The organism is Kribbella sp. NPDC051936, from assembly GCF_040680955.1.
Taxonomy (GTDB): Bacteria; Actinomycetota; Actinomycetes; order Propionibacteriales; family Kribbellaceae; genus Kribbella.
In genome coordinates, this window is record NZ_JBFAXS010000013.1 from 67,422 (window position 1) to 85,811 (window position 18,390).

Sequence of the window (18,390 nt, forward strand, 5' to 3'; positions counted from 1 at the left end):
CCTCGTCGTCAGCCACCTCGACATCGTCCATCCGCCCGGCCCGCGTCGACGACGGCGAGCACGTCTGGCCGCTCGCACAGGCGTTCGCCACCTCGTTCACTCCCGAGAAGACCGCGTTCGACGCGACGTGGCCGCACCTGGTCGAGGTACCAGACGCGCTGCTGCTGGTCGCAGAGACCGCTGACGGCAGAATCGTCGGCTACCTCCTCGGCAACAGCCACCTCACGTTCCTCGCCAACGGTCGTGTCGCGTGGGTCGAGGAGCTCGTGGTCGATGAGAGTTTGCGGCAGCACGGAATCGGCCGCCAGTTGATGGAGCACGCCGAACAATGGGCTCGCGCCACAGGCGCCGCCTACCTCGCACTGGCCAGTCGCCGGGCCGGACCGCTCTATCTGGCACTCGGGTACGACGATTCCGCGGTCTTCTACAAGAAGACCTTGTCCTGACTCAACGCGGCAGCGGCGGAAGTCCGAGGGTCTGCAGGAACCTGGCCGTCTTCAGCTCCACGAAGACATCCTCGTCAGGTACGTCGTCCTGCCTGTCGTCGGGCTGCTTATTGTCGCTCGCCAGAAAGCGTTCGATCTCGTCCGGGGCTGGGGACGTGCCGGCCAGCTCCGCCCAGGCGGCGAGTCCAGCGGCCTCGATCCCCGTGTCGGCCGCCGTCGGCGCGGACGGGTCCCCGAAGTACGCGCGCGGCGTGTGCCCGAGGAACGCCTCGCCGGTCCCCACACCCGCCGGCGCGTACCGGATCATCGCGATGTCGCTGTCATGAATCATCACGATCATGTACGGCTCCGACGGCACGCCGGCCTCCGCGTCCGGATCAACCTCGCTCCACGCGCGGTCGGCGTACACATAACTCCCGAAGAACCCCACCCTCGTCCCCTCTGATTCGGCTGCGCCGAGGCTACAGCCCGCCGAGCGGCACGGCCTCGACGGTTCGCCACTCGTACCTGCGGTTGTCGCGGTGCATCTCGACGAGGGAGACCGCGTCGACGGCAAACGCGGACGGTTGTGCGGTGTTCGAGTACGCCAGGCTGATGTGCGGGCGGTAGCCGTCCGCGTTCTCGGGTACGCCGGTTGCGCCGAAGTCGTCGGCGAAGGCGGCGCGTACGGCGTACCGGATCGTCTGCAGCGGTTCGAGCGGATCCGACGGGAGGAGGACCGCCTCCCGGCGTACGACGGGTCGGTGGAACCGCACCTTGACCGGCTGCAACTCCCCCCAACCGCGCCCAGCAGCGCATCCACCCGCGCCGCCGGCAACTCATCCACGAAGCCGACGCCCTGCATGGTCAGGTGCAGCCAACGCAGCGGGATCATGTCGAGCCCGGGCACGCCCGGAGACCGGCCGCCGAACCATCAGGTGTCGTAGCCGAGGCCGTCCCAGGGCTCGTAGTACGCGATGAAGTCGCCCGGTTCGATGTGCAACGAGTACGTACCTTCGAAGTCCCCGCTCACCCAGCCGAAGGTCACGCCGTCGACCTCCACCGCGAACGGCGCAACGTCGATCGGCTCGAGCACGTACTTCCCGAGCTCGGCGAGCCGCGACGCGACGACCTGATCCGCTCCGGCGGACGCCGCCTGCCCCGGCGGAACCCCCTCCGGCCGGACCGCCTCGTCGACCTTCACCTCGGCGAACGTCCCGTCCGCGTTCCACAGAAACAATCCGACGTACGCCGCGCCGCTCGCCGGATCGAACAGCTCGTCACTGAGAAAGAACCGCCGTCCGTCACCGGCCGTCCCGGCGTACGGCACGTGATAGTCGTCCGGCACGATCCGGAACCGCGCAGGCGCTTCGTCCACCGCTGCCCCTCCCCCACTGGCGCCACACCCGCTCAGCGCAACCACCAACCACAACGCAAGCCCCAACCGCCTCAATGTCCCACCCCTCGCACTGAACTTGTGGGCATCCTTCCGTACGCACTCGGCCTGGTGATCGCGCTGGTCCTCAGCGCACAGATCCTGCTGCTGATGGAACGCGACCGCCCACTCGCCAAGCGACTGCGCGACCTGAGCACCGGCGGCGACGCCCTCTCAATCCTCTTCGCCGCCTTCCTCACCCTGGGCACCCTCGGCGCCCTCCTCGGCAGCCTCCTCCACGCCCCCGCCCCCGGCGCCGCAACCGGCCTCACCCTAGCTCTCCTGACCTGGATTACAGCCGGATTCGCCGGGGTTCAGATCGAGTACGTCGAGGAGGGTTCGGTCCTCGTCGATCGCGTGGCTCAGGTGGCCGAGCTTGCCGTCGGCGGCCGCGTCCGTGGTGCCGACGAGTTGCCAGAGCCCGTCGTCGGCGTCGTGGCCGATCAGGAGTACGGGCTCGCTCATCCGTCGACTGATGCGCGACACTCGTCCGCCAGGTGACCTGCGACAGCGAATGCGCGGTTTGCGGCAACTCAGTGCGTCTCTTGGTTGGTACCTGGGCTCGGCGCAGCAGTCGATGGCGCTCTGGTGTCTGCGTCCGGTGAGCCGCCGGCCACAGCTCAACCATCGATGGGATCAGGAACGCGATCACGATCTGCGGCTGTGGTAGCTCGGCTTGGGCAGTTGGCCTGCGCGTCGATCTCGTCGGCAGACATCACGGTCCCGTTGACGTCGTACTGGCCGGGAGGTAACGGCGACCGGATGGCGTCTGGGTTGAGGAAACTCCCTCCGTAGTTGCGAACTGATCCGTCCACGTCTACTCCGAAAGACATGCCGACTTCATAGCGAAACTTCCCGGTGCTCGCGATCCAACCTGAGGCGTCGAGGACCACCAAATGCTGACGCGGATCCCGGACCCGGGTACCGCGCCACTGGACGTGCCCGCCGCCTTTGCTGTCGAAGCGCCGAATCTCCGCGCCGTTGACTGTCTCGTTCGCGCACAACGGAACGTAGATGCTGACAACCCCATCATCGACGCGGAATCCGTCGGCCGGAGGCTCCGGATCACCCGGCACAAGCCCGCAGCCGGTCAAGACCGTCACGAGACACGGGAACACCACAGCTGCGAGCCTCATTCATCCTCCCCTCGATGTATCCGTGCCGGGTGCGCCCGTCCGTGCGGTTCCGGCATGCGGCCCATCGTGCCCGATCAGACTCGCCCGTTACACCAACGTTGCTCATGCAGGAGAGTAGGAGACCTACGGTGCACTCACTGGCACGAGCGCGCTTCACTCGCGGCGGCCAATGAGTGCGTCGCGTGACGATGTGTCCGCTGCCGACCTACCATGGCCGAAACCGCACCGGGTCGCGTCACGTTACGGCGCAGCAGATGACGAGGAATGATCTACGCGGGATGCCTCATCGGCCTCGCGATGCCAGAACTGCCAACGGCCTCCATACGCAATGGCTACTGCGGAGGTGGGAGCACATCGTCAAGCGGGCCGAGGCTGGCTTCGACGAAACTTCGACCGGCTGTCCCGCTTGTGACGGCACTGAGGGTCTCGACGCATGTGACGAGCTTGAATCACTGATGCGCCGGGGCGGCAGACGAGCCGAGCGCATCTCGGTCCAGGTGAAGGCGCTGGATGAGCGCTTCCTACGAGCAACTTCTCCGCAGCCGTTCTCGCCCGTCGACGGCAACTGGTGGCGCTATCGCAATCTGGACTGACAGGGCCTAGGTCCGATACCCGGCAGATGACGTTGCGTCATCCAGGCGGGCGAGTGAGGCAGGTCGGGCTCGGGGTGGTTGGTGACGAAATCGCGGACTGCGTCGTCGCCGGTAAGCCCTTCGTCCAGCAGCCACTCGACGGCTCGGCCCTTGGCTCGCACGTCACGAAAGGCGTGCCAGACCGGCACCAGCTCGGCGTGTTCCTCGTACAGCTCGTCCTTGAATCGGCGGAAGGCTCCCTCGCCGAGGATTGCCCGCTCCAACCGTCGTCCGACACGCTCGTCGCTGAGCGCCTGGGGCAGCCGACCCCGCAATCACGCTGCGGGTTTACGCCGATGTGATCCGTCAGCACGCGGACGAGGTTGCCAACACATTCGCAGCCGCCGTCGGCGGCTCTGACTCGGGCATCGAGTAGCGGCGTGTTGGCAAATCCGTTAGCAAAACCCCGGCTCGGAGGCTCCGGACCGGGGTTTTGCGTTGCTCCCCCGCCAGGTTTCGATCCTGGTCTTCGAGATTCAAAGTCTCGCGGGCTGCCGATTACCCCACGGGGGATCGTGGTTGCCGGGACAGTTTGCCATGAGTGGGGTGGATGACACGCTCAGGGGTTCCTTACCTACGGGTCCGTAGGTTACGGTGGCGTAGGTAAGGAACCCCTGACTCGAGGGATGAACAGCTATGACTCCACCCGCCGTAGCCACTCCGGACGCGCCCACCCGTACCGTGCCGGTCGACGAGGAGGTGCACACCGGGACGCTCGGTGGTGAGCAGAAGAAGGTCTGGGAGCAGGTCGCCCTGGCGCTGTTCATCGGGATCCCGTTCCTGGCGGTGCTGGCGGCGGTGCCGATCGCGTGGGGCGGGTTCCTCGGCTGGCGGGACGTCGTGCTCGCGGTGGTCTTCTACACGATCGCCGGCCACGGGATCTCGATCGGGTTCCACCGGCTGTTCACGCACAAGTCGTTCAAGCCGAACCGCCCGCTGAAGTACGCGCTCGCGATCGCCGGTTCGCTCGCGATCGAGGGCCCGGTGATCCGCTGGGTGGCCGACCACCGCAAGCACCACAAGTTCTCCGACCGTGACGGCGACCCGCACAGCCCGTGGAAGTACGGCAACACGCTGGGCGCCCTCACGAAGGGGTTCTTCCACGCGCACGTCGGCTGGCTGTTCGACACCGAGCAGACCCCGCAGCGCCAGTACGCGCCCGACCTGCTGAGGGACAAGGACATCGTCAAGGTGTCCCGGATGTTCCCGCTGCTGGTCGCCGTGAGCCTGCTGGCGCCGGCCGTCATCGGCGGCTTGTGGTCGTGGTCGTGGACCGGTGCGCTGACCGCGTTCTTCTGGGCCAGCCTGGTCCGGATCGCGCTGCTGCACCACGTGACCTGGTCGATCAACTCGATCTGCCACACGATCGGTGACCGGCCGTTCAAGAGCCGTGACAAGTCCGGCAACGTGTGGTGGCTGGCGATCCTGAGCCAGGGCGAGTCGTGGCACAACCTGCACCACTCCGACCCGACCTGCGCGCGGCACGGCGTACTGAAGGGCCAAATCGACACGTCCGCGCGCTGCATCTGGTTCTTCGAGAAGCGCGGCTGGGTCTCCGACGTCCGCTGGCCGGTCAAGGAGCGGCTCGAGGCGCGCCGTACCGACAACTCCCAGCGCACCCTCAAAGCGGCCTGACCGTTAAACCTCCGCGAGCAACACCCGAAGTACGGCATGATGCTGACGTGATCACGACGTGACGGAACCCAAACCGCGGCGGTCCGGCCGGATCCGGATGACGAGTGCCGAACGTCGCGAGCAACTCATCACCATCGCCCGCGGCCTGTTCGCCCAGAAGGGGTACGAGGCCACGTCGGTGGAGGAGATCGCGGCCCGGGCCGAGGTCTCCAAGCCGGTCGTGTACGAGCACTTCGGCGGCAAGGAGGGCCTGTACGCCGTCGTCGTGGACCGCGAGGTCCGGGCGCTGCTCGACGGTGTCACGCAGTCGTTGACGGCCGGCCGGGCGCACGAACTGGTCGAGCAGGCCGCACTCGCGCTGCTCGACTACATCGAGAACAACTCCGACGGGTTCCGGATCCTGGTCCGCGATTCGCCGGTCGGGTCGTCGACCGGGTCCTTCATCTCGATCCTGAGCGACGTCGCGACCCGGGTCGAGCACATCCTGGCCGAGAACTTCAAGCGCCGCGGCCTGGACCCGAAGAACGCCCCGATGTACGCGCAGATGCTGGTCGGCATGGTCGCGCTCACCGGCCAGTGGTGGCTGGACGCCCGCAAACCGAAGAAGCCGGACGTCGCCGCCCACCTGGTCAACCTCGCCTGGAACGGCCTCTCCGGCCTCGAGGCCAAGCCCACGCTCTCCACCCGGCCCCACAAGTAGCGGACCGCCAGCACTCATCAACCACACCTCCGCCGGGCCGGCTGAGCGTGGAACGGTCGTCCGACGGCCGATTGCGCCGCCTTGGTGAGTGGTGGGCGTCCGCATACCCCGGTCGTACGGCGACATCAGCCCGCGGCATGATCCCCGCCGAAGAGCCAACCCGTACCCTGGCCAGCATGACGGGGATCCTGACCGCGCGGCCGGTGCCTGCCCGGAGCAGGGCGTTCGATCTGCTGCTGGCCGGCAGCCTCTGCATGGTGTTCGGCTTCCTGTCGCTGGCCCAGGCGCACCTGAGCGGCATCCTCGCGTTCGGCATGCTCGCCCCGCTGATCTGGCGCCGCACCCACCCCGAGCTGGTCTTCTTCGGCGTCTGCGCGGTCGCGGTGCTGCAATGGCTCGGCGGCTTCCAGCTGATGCCGGGCAACGTCGGCCTGCTCGTCGCCCTCTACGCGATCTCCGTGTACGGCGACGTGCGGCTGAGCCGGATCGCGCTCGGGATCGGCGGCCTCGGCGTCCTGATGGCGACCTCGCGGTACTGGGCCAACTCGGACTGGAAACAGCAGGTCACGATGATGGTCGCGCTCGGCGCGCTGGTCTTCGGCGTCTGGGCGTTCGGCGAGCGGCGCCGGACCCGCGGCCTGTACGTCGCCCAGCTCGAGGAGCGGGCCGCCCAGCTCGAGCGAGACCGCGACCGCGAGGCGAAATTGGCCGTCAGCAACGAACGGACCCGGATCGCCCGCGAGATCCACGACGTGGTCGCGCACGGGCTGTCGATCATGATCGTCCAGGCCGACGGCGGGCTGTACGCCGCCGACCAGTCCCCCGACGCGGCGAAGAAAGCGCTCGCCACGATCGGCGACACCGGCCGTGCGAGTCTGACCGAGATGCGCAAGATGCTCGGTCTGCTCAAACAGGACGAGCAGCACGACCTCGACCCGAACCAGCCCCGCCCGCAGCCCGGCGTCTCCAGCCTCCCCGAGCTGATCGACAACGTCCGGGAGGCCGGCCTCAACGTCACGTACGACGTCACCGGCGAGCCTCGCGATCTGCCGGCGCTACTGGGCCTCACGGCGTACCGGATCGTGCAGGAGGGGCTGACCAACACGCTGAAACACGCCGGGCCGGGAGCGCGGACCTCCGTCACCTTGGACTTCGGGCGCGAGATGCTGACCGTGGTGGTCACCGACGACGGCCGCGGCGCCGGTGTCGCGCCGAGCGCGGACCCGGGTCACGGCCTGGTCGGGATGCGGCAGCGCGCGTCGGTCTCGGGCGGTACGGTGAGCGCCGGACCGAAGGCGGGCGGCGGTTACGAGGTGATCGCCAGGCTGCCGTACAACCTGCCGACTGGAGAGTAATGGAAGACGACGTGATCCGGGTGTTCCTTGTCGACGATCAGGAACTCGTCCGGGCCGGATTCACGATGCTGGTGGACTCCCAGGCCGACATGCGGGTGGTCGGGCAGGCCGGTGACGGCGGCGAGGCGATCGAGAAGATCCAGGTGACCGCGTCCGACGTCGTCCTGATGGACGTCCGGATGCCGCGGCTGGACGGCGTCGAGGCCACTCGCCGGCTCCAGTCGTTGCCCGAAGCACCGAAAGTGATCGTACTGACCACCTTCGACCTGGACGAGTACGCGTTCGCCGCGATCAAGGCCGGCGCGGCCGGCTTCCTGCTCAAGAACACCCCGCCGGCCGACCTGCTGAACGCGATCCGGCAGGTGCACTCCGGTGACGCCGTGGTCTCCCCCAGTACGACGAAACGCCTGCTCGAGCACTTCGCCGGCGCTCTGCCCGACGAGCAGACCGAGCAGCCGGACCTGGCCGACCTGACCGCCCGCGAACGCGAGGTGCTGATCGAGGTCGCCCGCGGCCTGTCGAACACCGAGATCGCCAAGCTGTTCACGTTGTCCGAGGCAACGGTCAAGACGCATATCGGCCGCATCCTGGCCAAGACCGGCCTCCGCGACCGGGTCGCCCTGGTCGTTCTCGGGTACGAGACCGGGCTGGTCCGGCCCAGCAAGTAATACCCAGGTAGTACGCGGACTCCAGTCTGCGGTCCGACGAGATTCGCCGGCGAGATCACTAACTTCTTGGCCAACAACGAAACCAAGGAGTGACATGAGCTTGCAGACCGGGGAGCTTGCGGCGGGGCGGCTGCCGCAGGACGGGGAGCCGCGGACCGCGATCCGGGCGCACGAGCTGCGCAAGGTGTACGGACAGGGCGACACCGCGGTCGCCGCGCTCGACGGGGTCTCGGTCGACTTCGGGGTCGGTCGGTTCACCGCGATCATGGGGCCGTCGGGCTCCGGCAAGTCGACGTTGATGCACTGCCTGGCGGGGCTCGACACCCCGACCGGCGGCCAGGTCCTGCTCGGCGAGACCGAGCTGACCCGGCTGCCGGACGCCGAGCTGACCAAGATCCGCCGGGACCGCGTCGGGTTCGTGTTCCAGTCCTTCAACCTGCTGCCGATGCTGTCCGCGAGCGACAACATCCTGCTCCCGCTCGAGCTCGGCAACCGCAAGCCCGACCAGCAGTGGCTGACCACGCTGATCGACGTACTCGGCCTGCAGGACCGGCTCACGCACCGTCCGTCGGAGCTGTCCGGCGGCCAGCAGCAGCGGGTCGCGGTGGCACGGGCCCTGGTCGGCCGGCCGGACGTCGTGTTCGCCGACGAGCCGACCGGCAACCTGGACTCCCGGTCCGGCGCCGAGGTGCTCGGCTTCCTGCGGCGTTCGGTCCGCGAGTTCGGCCAGACCGTGGTGATGGTGACGCACGACCCGCTCGCGGCGTCGTACGCCGACCGCGTCGTGATGCTTGCCGACGGCAAGCTGGCCGGCGAGCTGCTGCAGCCGACCCCGGAGAGCGTTCTCGACGCACTGCGCCAGCTGGGGGCCTGACGTGCGACGCTCGCTCCTCTCCTCGTTGCGCGCCCACCTGGGCCGCCTGATCGCGGCCTGCCTGGCGATCGTGCTCGGGGTCGGTTTCGGTTCCCTGGCGATGATCGTGCACTCGTCCGCGTCGCACGGCGTCGACGCGACGATCGGCGCGCAGTACAAGGGTGTCGACGCCGTCGTCGCCCCGGACTCCTCGACCATCTCCCCCGGCGACATCGCGAAGGCGCAGAAGGTCCCCGAGGCCGCGTCGGTCGTCACGCTGACCACTGCCTATATGGAGGTCGCGTTCGCCGACCTGGTCCGCCCGACCACGATCCCGATCGACGCGCTGTACGACAGCTCCAGGATCGCCGGCCCCGGCACCTCGTCCGGGCGGTTGCCAACCGCAACGAACGAGATCGCGTTGCCGGCCAGGACCGCCGCGAAGCACAAGGTCACCGTCGGCCAGACCCTGCGGATCAGCTCGTACGACGACAAGTCCTGGACCGTCACCGTCGTCGGGCTGGTGGACGACTCGAAGTACGTCGGAACCGCCGCCGCGGTGGCGACCCCGGCCGCGGTGAAGATCTTCGACCCGGGCGCGTACACCCGGGCGATCGCGCTCGCCGCGAAGCCCGGCGTCACCCAGCAACAGCTCGCCGACGCCACCCGGGCCGCGGTGACCGGCGGCGTGCAGACCTTCACCGGTGAGGCCTTCATCGACCACGAGGTGAAGAGCTGGACGAACGGTATCGACGTCCTCGGCGGCGTGTTCGGCATGTTCGCGGTGATCGCGCTGTTCGTCGCCTGCCTGGTGATCGGCAACACGTTCACGATCGTGATCGCCCAGCGCACCCGCGAGATGGCGCTGCTGCGCTGCGTCGGCGCGTCCCGGCGCCAGGTGTTCACGTCGGTGCTCGCGGAGGCCGCCGTCGTCGGCGCGGTCGCGTCCACGATCGGCGTCGTGTTCGGTGTCGCGCTGTCCGCACTGGGTCTGGCGCTGTCCCGCGAGTTCGACTGGGGCATCCCGCCGCTCCCGCTGCATCTCGACCTGCTGTCGGTGTTCCTGCCGCTGCTGCTGGGCATCGCGGTCACGCTGCTGGCAGCCGTCGTACCGGCCCGCCGGGCGACCAAGGTGGCGCCGCTGGCCGCGCTCCGGCCCGAGGTGGCGCCGGCGGCCGCGAGCAAGGCCGGTCTCCTGCGCTTGATCCTGGGCTTCCTGCTCCTCGCCGGCGGCGGAGCGCTGCTGGCGGGAGGCGCCGTGCTGCAAGAGGTACTGATCGGTGTCGCCGGCGGCGCGCTCTCGTTCCTCGGTGTGCTCGCGATCGGGTCGCTGCTGGTGCCGGCGTTGATCCGCCTGATCGGCGCGCTCCCCGCCCGCGGTGGCGGCGTACCCGCCCGGCTCGCCGTCGCGAACGCGATCCGCAACCCGAAGCGTACGGCGGCCACCACGTCCGCCCTGCTCATCGGCGTGACGCTGATCAGCCTGACCTGTGTCGGGATCGCGTCGGTGCGCCAGACGTTCGACGTGTCGATGGACGGGCAGTACCCGGTCGACCTGATGGTCACGACGTACCAGGAGAAGATGCCGGCCGGCGCCGAGCAACAGCTCCGCGACATCAAGGGCATCACCCAGGTCGTCCCGGTCAGCAGGGTGCTGGTGAAGTCCGGCAGCCAGGAGGTCGAGGTCACCGGGATCGACGCGGCCGCGGCCGGATCGGTGATCCACAACCCGGCGCTGGCGACCCGGCTCGAGCCCGGTACGGCGCTGGTCGACCGCCAGACGATGGCGATGCTGGACGTCGCGGACGGCTACCCGCTGACGATCGTGTCCGGGCAGCACAAGCTGACCGTGAAGGTCCAGCGGTCGAACGGGCTGGACCCGATCACGGTCGCGTCGACGGATCTCGCGAAGCTGGCGCCGACCGCGCCGGTGACCGGATTCTGGCTGGCCTCGGACCCGAAGGCGGACGGCTCGGACGTGATCGACGCCGTGCAGCAGTCGATCCCGACCGTCAAGGAGCTGTCGGTCGACGGCGGGCTCGCGGAGCGGACCAGCTACACGAAGATCTTCGACGTCCTGCTGATCGTCGGGATCGGCCTGCTCGGGGTCTCGGTGCTGATCGCCCTGGTCGGCGTCGGCAACACGCTGAGCCTGTCGGTGCTGGAGCGGACCCGGGAGAACGCGCTGCTGCGGGCAATGGGCCTGTCCCGCCGCCAGCTGCGCCGCATGCTCGCAGTCGAGTCGTTGCTGATGGCACTGGTCGCCGCAGGTCTCGGGATCGTGCTCGGCCTGATCTACGGCTGGACAGGGACGAGCGCGCTGATGGGCGGCCAGACGGTCGACGGCAGCGTGGAGTACGCCGCACCCGGGACGCTGCTGATCGCGATCGCCGCCGTGGCCGCGGTCGCGGGCCTGCTCGCCTCGGTGCTCCCCGCCCGCCGCGCCGCCAAGGTCGCCCCCGCCGGCGCACTGGCGACCGAATGAGCCGGCGGCTCGCCCGCCTTGAGGGGGCCGGGTGAGCCGCTCAGGCACCGAAGGACAGGAGGTGTCGCCCGTTCGCCCGCCGCTGAGCGCTCGGCTGAGCGCAGGTGCGCCGCCCGGACGGGGACACCTCCTGTCGAACGGTCCCGTCAGACGATCTCGACCCGATTCCCGTGGCCGTCCTTGGTGTGGAAGCGCCGGCGGCCCGGGATCGTCTCGTTGTCCCAGGTCACGGGATAGCCCAGGTCTGCCAAACGGGCCGCCAAGGCGTCCAGGTCGTCGACCGCCAGCGCCGGATGCGCCTTCTTAGCCGGCGTGAACTCCTTCTCCACGCCGATGTGGATCTCCGCGGCACCGGCCCGGAACCAGCACCCGCCGCGCGGCTTGAGCAGCTCCGGCTTCTCCACCTCGGTCATCCCGAGCGCGTCGCGGTAGAACGCCCGCGCCACCTCCTCACCGCCCGGCGGGCACGAGACCTGCACATGATCGAGTCGCATCGTCACCCCTTCTTGTGTGCCACGGCGAAGATCCGGCGGAAGGGCAGCAGCGTCCCGTAGTCCTTCTGCGGATACGCCTCCGCCAGCCGGGCGCCGTACTCCGCCTCGAACCGCACCCGCACATCGTCCGGCAGCGACTGCAGCACTGGCCGCGCACCCGTCCCCTTCACCCACTCCAGGACGGCGTTGTCGCCGGACAGCAGGTGGAAATACGTCGTCTCCCAGGCGTCGACCACGCACCCCTCCGCGCTGAGCACGTCGACGTACTCCGCCGGGCCGGGGACGTCGGGGCGCAGCGACGCGTCCTTCGCGTACTCGGCGTACGGCGGTGTGTTGGCGAGCTCACGCAGGATCGCGTGCGACGGCGCGTCCCCGTTGCCCGGGATCTGGATCGCCAGCCACCCGCCGGGGCGCAGCGCCCGCACGAACCCGGGCAGCAGGTCGAGCTGCTCGGGCACCCACTGCAGGGTCGCGTTGGTGACGATCACGTCGAGATCGGCGGCGCTCCACTCGCGGACGTCGCCGAGTTCGAAGCTCAGGCGGTCGTCGGCGTACTGCGCGGCGGCCTCGAGCATCTGCGGCGAGCTGTCGACCCCGCGGATGTCGGCGTCCGGCCAGACCTGCCGCAGCGTCGCGGTCAGCGCGCCCGGACCGCAGCCGAGGTCGACCACGGACCGTACGCCGGTCGCCCGGACCCGCTCGACCAGGTCCCGGAACGGCCGGGCGCGCTCGTCGGCGTACGTGCCGTACTGCTCTGGACTCCACACCGGTGACGTGCGCATCGGCTTGCACCTCTCTGACGCGAGTTTATCTTGATGTCGAGATACTCTAACCTCGCGACTTGTCTTGATGTCAAGAGTCTTGATGAGTACTCTCGAACCCATGGAGGACGAGGTCGATCGGCTGATCGAGGCCTGGCGGCGTGAGCGCCCCGACCTCGACGTGGCGCCGATGGAGGTGCTGTCCCGGGTCAGCCGGCTGGCGCGGCACCTCGACCGGGCCCGCAGCCAGGCCTTCGACACGCACGGCCTGGAGTCGTGGGAGTTCGACGTCCTCGCAGCACTCCGCCGAGCGGGCACGCCGTACCAACTGTCCCCCGGCCGGCTGCTCAAGGAAACCCTGGTCACCTCCGGCACGATGACGAACCGGGTGGACCGACTGGCCGCGCGCGGCCTGGTCGAGCGCCTCCCGGACCCGCACGACCGCCGCGGAGTGCTCGTGCAACTGACGCCCGCCGGCCGGGACAAGGTCGACGCCGCGATGGCCGACCTGCTCACCCACGAGCGCACCCTGCTCGGCGGCCTCAGCGACCGCGACCAGCAGAAGATCGCCCGCGTACTGCGCGAACTGGTCCGGCCGTTCGACCTCGAAAAGCACTGAAACAAAACCCGCCGGTAACCACCGACAAAGCCGTCTGTTCGTGCGGACAAAGCACCGCCGAAATAGCGCCGGAATTATCCGAAAAGACGACCCGTCACTTCCACCCCGTCCCGATCGTTGCTAGTTGCAACGAGATCGTGAGATTGCTGTAGCCGTCGACTATCGACACCGGTCGGGCCCACTACTAGGGTCGTCACCGTCGGTGGCTGATCGACTACAAAATGTCAGAACACGGTGACTTCGGCGGCAAGAGGTGGTCCGCCGAAAGCGGTCGCGCGGTGTCCGGGGCTCGGGGCCCGAACAACGCCGGCCGGCACGGGGCCCGCTCACCCAGAAGCTCGGCGCACCCCTCCGAATCACAGGGGATCGGAGGGGGCGCCGCGGCTCGGAATCCCTGCTATTCGGCGCGTTCGGCCGCTTCGAACCAGGCGGTCTCGAGCTCGCCGCGTTCGTCGGCGAGCTTGCGCAGCTCGGCGTCCAGCTCGGCGAGGCGCTCGTAGTCGCTCGCGCTGGCGGCCAGCTGGTCATGCAGCTTCGCCTCCGCCTCGGTGAGCTTCGTGAGCTGCCGCTCGATCCGGTTCAGCTCCTTCTTCGCCGCCCGGGCCACTGCCGCGTCAGCCGTCGGACGCTCAACCACCTGACCATTTCCGGCGGCCGCCAAATCACTGGACATCTCCGCCGCCGGTGTCAACGCATTCGACGCCGGCCGCCGCGGAATTCCCGCCGCGAGTTCCTCGAGATACTGCTCGACACCGCGCGGCAGATGCCGGACCCGGCCGTCGCCCATGATCGCGTAAACCATGTCACTGACCCGCTCCAGGAAGTACCGGTCGTGGGTGACGGTGACGACGACACCCGGCCAGCTGTCGAGGAAATCCTCGAGCACGGTCAGCGTCTCGACGTCCAGGTCGTTGGTCGGCTCGTCCAGGATCAGCACGTTCGGCTCGTCGAGCAGGATTCGCAGCAGTTGCAGCCGGCGCCGCTCACCGCCGGACAGGTCCGAGATCCTCGTCGTCAGCTTGTCGCCGGTGAATCCGAACCGCTCGAGCAGCTGCGACGACGTCAGCTCACCGCCCCGGCCGGCCAGCGCCGCCGTACGCCGGATCGCGGTGATGTGGTCGAGGACGGTGACCGCGCCGTCGACCTCCTCCAGGGTCTGCGACAGGTTCGCGATCCGGACCGTCTTGCCCTGCTTCACCCGGCCGCGGTCCGGCGCGAGCTGCCCCGTGAGGACCTTGAGGAACGTGGTCTTGCCGGCGCCGTTCGGGCCGAGCAGCCCGATCCGGTCGGCCGGCCCGAGCCGGAACGTGACGTGGTCGAGCATCGTCCGCGCACCGAAACTCAGGCTCACGTCCTCGACGTCGAAGACGTCCTTGCCGAGCCGGGCGGTCGCCAGCTGGGACAGCGCGAGCTTGTCCCGCGGCGGCGGCTCGTCGGCGATCAGCGCGTTCGCGGCCTCGATCCGGAACTTGGGCTTGCTGGTCCGGGCCGGCGCGCCCCGGCGCAGCCAGGCGAGCTCCTTCTGCAGGAGGTTCTGCCGCTTGGCCTCGGTGACCTGCGCGGTCCGGGCCCGCTCGGCCTTGGCGAGCACGTACGCCGCGTACCCGCCGTCGTACGACGTGACGCGGCCGCCCTGCACCTCCCAGGTGTCGGTGCAGACCGCGTCCAGGAACCAGCGGTCGTGGGTGACCACGATCAGCGCGCCGGCCCGGTCGACGACGTGCTCGGCGAGCCAGCTGACCGCCTCGATGTCGAGATGGTTGGTCGGCTCGTCGAGGATCAGCAGGTCGACCTCGGTGAGCAGCAGCCTGGCGAGCGACGCCCGCCGGCGCTCACCACCGCTCAGGCTGCCGACCCGCGCCTGGTGGTCGACCTCGCCGAGCAGGTGCTCCATCACCGAGCGTGCCCGCGGGTCGGCCGCCCAGGTGTAGGTCTCGACGTCGCCGAGGACCGCGTGCAGCACGGTCTGGTCGGGGTCGAGGTCGTCGCTCTGCCCGAGATACCCGAGCCTGAGGTCGCGGTTGTGGGTGATCCGGCCGCCGTCGGGCACCTCACGCCGGGCCAGGACCTGCAGGAGCGTCGACTTGCCGTCGCCGTTGCGCCCGACCACGCCGATCCGCTCACCACGGCCTACGCCGAGACTGACCGAGTCGAGCAGTGTGCGGGTCCCGAAGCCCTTCGAAACAGCTTCCAGATTGACCAAGTTAGGTGCCGCCATAACGCGCCCAAGGGTAGCTGACCGCGGGAGGCGTGCCAGGATCGTCCAGGTGCTGACCTCCGCCTGGCTCGACGGCCTATCCCTCGGCGACCCGATCGCCGCCGATCCGCTGGAAGGCGGGTACGCCAGCAGAACGTTCCGCGTGCGGACGGCCCTGGGCGGATCAGTGGTCGTCAAGACGCAGGACAACCTGCCGGAGAACCTGTACGCGCTGGAGGCCGACGGGCTCGACGCGCTGCGCGCACCCGGCGGGTTCGCCGTCCCCGAGGTGCTCCGGGTGACGCCGTCGTACATCGTGCTGTCGGACCTCGGTACGTCGGAACCGTCGCCGACGTACCGGGAGGACGCGGGGCGGGCGCTGGCGCTGCAGCATCAGCAGACCGCGGACAAGTTCGGGTACCACGTCGACAACTACCTCGGCACGCTCCCGCAGCGGAACCCGTGGACCGGCGACGGGCACACGTTCTTCGCCGAGCACCGGCTCCTGCGCTATCTCGAGGAGCCGAACTGCCACAACCAGCTCCCCGCGGACGACCGCCGCCGGCTGGAGCGCATCGCGGGCAACCTGGTCAACCTCGTCCCGGTCCAGCCGCCGTCACTGCTGCACGGCGACCTGTGGCACGGCAACCTCCTCCCCGCCCCGAACGGCGGGCCGGCGATGATCGACCCCGCCGTCCACTACGGCTGGCCGGAGGCCGACCTCGCCACGCTCCTCATCTACGGCCGGCTGTCCGACACCTTCTTCGACGCCTACGAAGAAGTCCACCCGCCATCCCCCGGCTGGCGTGCCCGCCTCCCGCTCCTGCACCTGCGGGAACTCCTCTGCATCACCGCCCACTGGCCCGACCGCGCCGAAACAGTCCAAGAGATCCACACCATCCTCGAACAGTTCGACTGACGAGGGCGGAGCTGTGCCACTCACCAACCGCCGTCGGCGGCCCGCTGCTGAGCGTGAACCGCGGCGCCGGCCGGCCGTTGATGGGTGGCACACGTCCGCTCACGACTGGTTCAGGTGGAGGACGTACTGCTTCTCGTTGAGCGGGTTGCCGTCGGTGCGGGGTCTGATCGGGGGTTCGGTGGCGACGGGGATGTAGGAATGGAAGGTCGTGGTGAGGAGGCCTTCGCCGTGGGTGAGGGTGGGGAGCTGGGACTCGAAGGGGTGCGTGGTCGCCGCGGGGATCGTGCCCTCCAGGTGGGTGTCGGTCGCCTGGGTGACGACGCCGCGGTGTTCGGCGACGTGCGCCAGGATGCGCGAGATGGTGTCCGGCGGCACGTCGAGCTCGAAGTGGTTCACCGGCTCGAGAACCGTCGTCCCGGCCTCCGCGATCGCCTGCAGCAGGATCAACGGCACCAACCGACGGAAGTCGGCCGCCACGGTTCCCGCGCTGTCGTACGCCGTGTGCGTCAGCGCGACCCGGATGTCCGGGATCTCCCAGCCGAACAGCCCCTGGTGCAGCGTCTGCCGGACCGCCTCCTCGATCGCGGTGTGGAAGGCCCGCGGCAGCCCGCCGAGCTCCACCTCCAGCTCGTACTCGAGCCCGTCGCTGCCCGGTGAGACCCGGAAACCGACACCGGCCGCCCACGGTCCCTCGGTGATGTCACGCATCGCCGCACCGACGCCGTTCAGTCGTTCGACGTGGATCGGCGTCGTCTCGCTGAAGCTGACCTGGACGCCGTACTCCGACTCCAGCAGCGACGCGATCACCTCCTTCTGCACCTCGCCGTACAGGCTCACGGTCAGCTCGCCCGCCTTCCGGACCCGGATCAGCGGGTCCTGCTCGGCGAGCTGCATCAATGCCTGGAACAACTTCACCCGGTCGCGTGCACTGACCACGGTCTCCAGCGTCGGCGGCGCGAACAACCGCCCGACCTGCGTCGTCGGTACGCCGAGCTGGTCGCCGATCCGGATGCTCTTCAGCCCACGCAGCGCGACGATCTGGCCGGCCTCGACCCGCTCGATCGGCTGCCGCGCGCCGTTCGCGAACACCTCGACGCCGCTCGGTCGCACCTGGTACTCCGGTCCGTCCACGGGATGCACCGCGACCGGCGACCGTGCCGCCAGCGTCCCGCTGACCACGCGCGCCGACGCGATCTTCTGGCCGGCCGCGCCGCGCTCGACCTTGAACACCCGCGCGCGCAGCTCGTCGCCCGGCGTTCCAGTTGCCCGCGGCAACCACGTGCGGATGCCCTCGATCAGCTCCGGTACGCCGGTCCCGGTCATCGCCGACCCGAAGTACACCGGATGCACCTCCGCGGTCGCGACCTGCCGGCGCAGCTCGGCCGCCTGATCCACCGCGGCGCCCTCGAGGTACGACTCCAGGAACGAATCGTTGCGCTCAGCAAGAATCTCCGCCAGCTCGGAACGCTGCACCGCCAGCGGTTCCACCGCGGCCGGGCGGGTCCCCAGGTCCGTGACGGTTGCCATCGGTACGGCGGACGGCGTCAACAGCCGCCGGATGTCGGCGAGCAACTCGTCGTACCGCGCACCGACCCGGTCGATCTTGTTCACGAACAGCAGCGTCGGGATCCGCAGCCGGCGCAGCGTGCGCATCAGCAGGCGCGTCTGCGGCTGCACACCCTCGACCGCGGACAGCACCAGCACCGCGCCGTCCAGCACGGACAGCGCGCGCTCGACCTCGGCGATGAAGTCCGAGTGCCCAGGCGTGTCGATCAGGTTCACCGGCAGGTCGCCGAGCGCGAACGACACCACCGCCGAGCGGATCGTGATACCGCGTTTCCGCTCGAGGTCCATCAAGTCGGTCTGCGTGTTCCCGTCGTCGACGCGACCGACCCGGTCGATCACGCCGGCGGCGTACAGCAGCCGCTCGGTCAGGCTGGTCTTACCGGCGTCGACATGCGCCACAATACCCATCGTCAGAGAGTTCAAGAGTCCTCGCGAATGCGTCGAAGCGATCAGTACCCATGGGGTGGATCGATCCGCGGCGCATCCCGGTCTCCTGTCTGTCGATGAGAG

General features: G+C 69.1%; 20 protein-coding genes and 1 tRNA gene. 12 read left to right on the forward strand and 9 right to left on the reverse strand.

The window, feature by feature from the left end; genetic code table 11:
- Window positions 1–29: 29 nt before the first annotated feature.
- Window positions 30–446: a GNAT family N-acetyltransferase gene (locus tag AB0L64_RS37760; protein ID WP_363717861.1), complete on the forward strand. Its 417-nt coding sequence runs from the start codon at window positions 30–32 to the stop codon at window positions 444–446.
- 1 nt (window position 447) lies between these two features.
- On the opposite strand, the gene AB0L64_RS37765 is transcribed toward AB0L64_RS37760, so the two are convergent.
- From AB0L64_RS37765 to AB0L64_RS37775, 3 genes are all read right to left on the reverse strand, one after another.
- Window positions 448–876, reverse strand: coding sequence for a hypothetical protein (locus tag AB0L64_RS37765; protein WP_363717777.1), 429 nt, complete (start codon window positions 874–876; stop codon window positions 448–450).
- A 31-nt stretch (window positions 877–907) separates the two neighbouring features.
- Window positions 908–1,201 (reverse strand): 2'-5' RNA ligase family protein, encoded by a 294-nt coding sequence (locus AB0L64_RS37770; RefSeq protein ID WP_363717778.1) that lies wholly within the window; start codon window positions 1,199–1,201, stop codon window positions 908–910.
- 158 nt (window positions 1,202–1,359) lie between these two features.
- Entirely contained in the window at window positions 1,360–1,803 is a 444-nt protein-coding gene (locus tag AB0L64_RS37775; protein ID WP_363717779.1) for a hypothetical protein, read from the reverse strand.
- Window positions 1,804–1,932: 129 nt separating this feature from the next.
- Between AB0L64_RS37775 and AB0L64_RS37780 the strand changes: the two genes are divergently transcribed.
- A complete protein-coding gene (locus AB0L64_RS37780) occupies window positions 1,933–2,361 on the forward strand; it encodes a hypothetical protein (protein ID WP_363717780.1) in 429 nt (142 codons plus the stop codon).
- 119 nt (window positions 2,362–2,480) lie between these two features.
- Here the strand turns inward: AB0L64_RS37780 and AB0L64_RS37785 are convergent, their stop codons facing one another.
- Window positions 2,481–2,996 (reverse strand): hypothetical protein, encoded by a 516-nt coding sequence (locus tag AB0L64_RS37785; RefSeq protein WP_363717781.1) that lies wholly within the window; start codon window positions 2,994–2,996, stop codon window positions 2,481–2,483.
- 254 nt (window positions 2,997–3,250) lie between these two features.
- On the opposite strand from AB0L64_RS37785, the gene AB0L64_RS37790 reads away from it, so the two are divergent.
- Window positions 3,251–3,589: a hypothetical protein gene (locus AB0L64_RS37790; protein ID WP_363717782.1), complete on the forward strand. Its 339-nt coding sequence runs from the start codon at window positions 3,251–3,253 to the stop codon at window positions 3,587–3,589.
- A gap of 26 nt (window positions 3,590–3,615) precedes the next feature.
- The gene (locus tag AB0L64_RS37795; RefSeq protein ID WP_363717783.1) at window positions 3,616–3,930 is read left to right on the forward strand and encodes a hypothetical protein; all 315 of its coding nucleotides are present in this window, start codon (window positions 3,616–3,618) and stop codon (window positions 3,928–3,930) included.
- Between the two features lie 139 nt (window positions 3,931–4,069).
- On the opposite strand, the gene AB0L64_RS37800 is transcribed toward AB0L64_RS37795, so the two are convergent.
- Window positions 4,070–4,141 (reverse strand) — tRNA-Gln (locus AB0L64_RS37800).
- A 123-nt stretch (window positions 4,142–4,264) separates the two neighbouring features.
- On the opposite strand from AB0L64_RS37800, the gene AB0L64_RS37805 reads away from it, so the two are divergent.
- The 6 genes from AB0L64_RS37805 (at window position 4,265) to AB0L64_RS37830 (ending at window position 11,324) form a co-directional block, all read left to right on the forward strand.
- Window positions 4,265–5,263 carry an acyl-CoA desaturase gene (locus tag AB0L64_RS37805; RefSeq protein ID WP_359926727.1) on the forward strand — a complete coding sequence of 333 codons (999 nt, stop codon included), beginning with the start codon at window positions 4,265–4,267 and terminating at the stop codon, window positions 5,261–5,263.
- A gap of 58 nt (window positions 5,264–5,321) precedes the next feature.
- Complete coding sequence (locus tag AB0L64_RS37810; protein ID WP_355477195.1) at window positions 5,322–5,963, forward strand: TetR/AcrR family transcriptional regulator; 642 nt, start codon at window positions 5,322–5,324, stop codon at window positions 5,961–5,963.
- 176 nt (window positions 5,964–6,139) lie between these two features.
- On the forward strand, window positions 6,140–7,318 hold the full coding sequence (locus tag AB0L64_RS37815; RefSeq protein ID WP_363717784.1) for a sensor histidine kinase: 1,179 nt from the start codon (window positions 6,140–6,142) through the stop codon (window positions 7,316–7,318).
- Window positions 7,318–7,986, forward strand: coding sequence for a response regulator transcription factor (locus AB0L64_RS37820; RefSeq protein ID WP_355700714.1), 669 nt, complete (start codon window positions 7,318–7,320; stop codon window positions 7,984–7,986). The genes AB0L64_RS37815 and AB0L64_RS37820 overlap by 1 nt, the downstream gene beginning before the upstream one ends.
- Window positions 7,987–8,080: 94 nt before the next feature.
- A complete protein-coding gene (locus tag AB0L64_RS37825) occupies window positions 8,081–8,860 on the forward strand; it encodes an ABC transporter ATP-binding protein (RefSeq protein WP_363717785.1) in 780 nt (259 codons plus the stop codon).
- Between the two features lies 1 nt (window position 8,861).
- Window positions 8,862–11,324, forward strand: coding sequence for an ABC transporter permease (locus AB0L64_RS37830; RefSeq protein WP_363717786.1), 2,463 nt, complete (start codon window positions 8,862–8,864; stop codon window positions 11,322–11,324).
- A 146-nt stretch (window positions 11,325–11,470) separates the two neighbouring features.
- Here the strand turns inward: AB0L64_RS37830 and AB0L64_RS37835 are convergent, their stop codons facing one another.
- Window positions 11,471–11,818, reverse strand: a complete 348-nt coding sequence (locus AB0L64_RS37835) for a VOC family protein (protein WP_363717787.1) — start codon at window positions 11,816–11,818, stop codon at window positions 11,471–11,473.
- Between the two features lie 2 nt (window positions 11,819–11,820).
- The gene (locus AB0L64_RS37840; RefSeq protein ID WP_363717788.1) at window positions 11,821–12,600 is read right to left on the reverse strand and encodes a methyltransferase domain-containing protein; all 780 of its coding nucleotides are present in this window, start codon (window positions 12,598–12,600) and stop codon (window positions 11,821–11,823) included.
- A gap of 82 nt (window positions 12,601–12,682) precedes the next feature.
- Between AB0L64_RS37840 and AB0L64_RS37845 the strand changes: the two genes are divergently transcribed.
- Window positions 12,683–13,198, forward strand: a complete 516-nt coding sequence (locus AB0L64_RS37845) for a MarR family transcriptional regulator (RefSeq protein ID WP_359926747.1) — start codon at window positions 12,683–12,685, stop codon at window positions 13,196–13,198.
- 397 nt (window positions 13,199–13,595) lie between these two features.
- Here AB0L64_RS37845 and AB0L64_RS37850 read toward each other — a convergent pair whose 3' ends face one another.
- A complete protein-coding gene (locus tag AB0L64_RS37850) occupies window positions 13,596–15,416 on the reverse strand; it encodes an ABC-F family ATP-binding cassette domain-containing protein (protein WP_363717789.1) in 1,821 nt (606 codons plus the stop codon).
- A 49-nt stretch (window positions 15,417–15,465) separates the two neighbouring features.
- Between AB0L64_RS37850 and AB0L64_RS37855 the strand changes: the two genes are divergently transcribed.
- Window positions 15,466–16,314, forward strand: a complete 849-nt coding sequence (locus tag AB0L64_RS37855; protein ID WP_363717790.1) for a fructosamine kinase family protein — start codon at window positions 15,466–15,468, stop codon at window positions 16,312–16,314.
- A gap of 99 nt (window positions 16,315–16,413) precedes the next feature.
- On the opposite strand, the gene AB0L64_RS37860 is transcribed toward AB0L64_RS37855, so the two are convergent.
- On the reverse strand, window positions 16,414–18,288 hold the full coding sequence (locus tag AB0L64_RS37860; RefSeq protein ID WP_363717791.1) for a translation factor GTPase family protein: 1,875 nt from the start codon (window positions 18,286–18,288) through the stop codon (window positions 16,414–16,416).
- Between the last annotated feature and the right edge of the window lie 102 nt (window positions 18,289–18,390).

Bases quoted from the DNA above. Each gene is read 5' to 3' on its own strand.
- AB0L64_RS37785 (WP_363717781.1), bottom strand. From the start codon at position 2,996: ATGAGGCTCGCAGCTGTGGTGTTCCCGTGTCTCGTGACGGTCTTGACC.
- AB0L64_RS37795 (WP_363717783.1), top strand. From the start codon at position 3,616: ATGACGTTGCGTCATCCAGGCGGGCGAGTGAGGCAGGTCGGGCTCGGG.
- AB0L64_RS37820 (WP_355700714.1), top strand. From the start codon at position 7,318: ATGGAAGACGACGTGATCCGGGTGTTCCTTGTCGACGATCAGGAACTC.
- AB0L64_RS37825 (WP_363717785.1), top strand. From the start codon at position 8,081: ATGAGCTTGCAGACCGGGGAGCTTGCGGCGGGGCGGCTGCCGCAGGAC.
- AB0L64_RS37850 (WP_363717789.1), bottom strand. From the start codon at position 15,416: ATGGCGGCACCTAACTTGGTCAATCTGGAAGCTGTTTCGAAGGGCTTC.
- AB0L64_RS37845 (WP_359926747.1), top strand. From the start codon at position 12,683: ATGAGTACTCTCGAACCCATGGAGGACGAGGTCGATCGGCTGATCGAG.
- AB0L64_RS37835 (WP_363717787.1), bottom strand. From the start codon at position 11,818: ATGCGACTCGATCATGTGCAGGTCTCGTGCCCGCCGGGCGGTGAGGAG.
- AB0L64_RS37790 (WP_363717782.1), top strand. From the start codon at position 3,251: ATGACGAGGAATGATCTACGCGGGATGCCTCATCGGCCTCGCGATGCC.
- AB0L64_RS37815 (WP_363717784.1), top strand. From the start codon at position 6,140: ATGACGGGGATCCTGACCGCGCGGCCGGTGCCTGCCCGGAGCAGGGCG.
- AB0L64_RS37840 (WP_363717788.1), bottom strand. From the start codon at position 12,600: ATGCGCACGTCACCGGTGTGGAGTCCAGAGCAGTACGGCACGTACGCC.
- AB0L64_RS37805 (WP_359926727.1), top strand. From the start codon at position 4,265: ATGACTCCACCCGCCGTAGCCACTCCGGACGCGCCCACCCGTACCGTG.
- AB0L64_RS37860 (WP_363717791.1), bottom strand. From the start codon at position 18,288: ATGGGTATTGTGGCGCATGTCGACGCCGGTAAGACCAGCCTGACCGAG.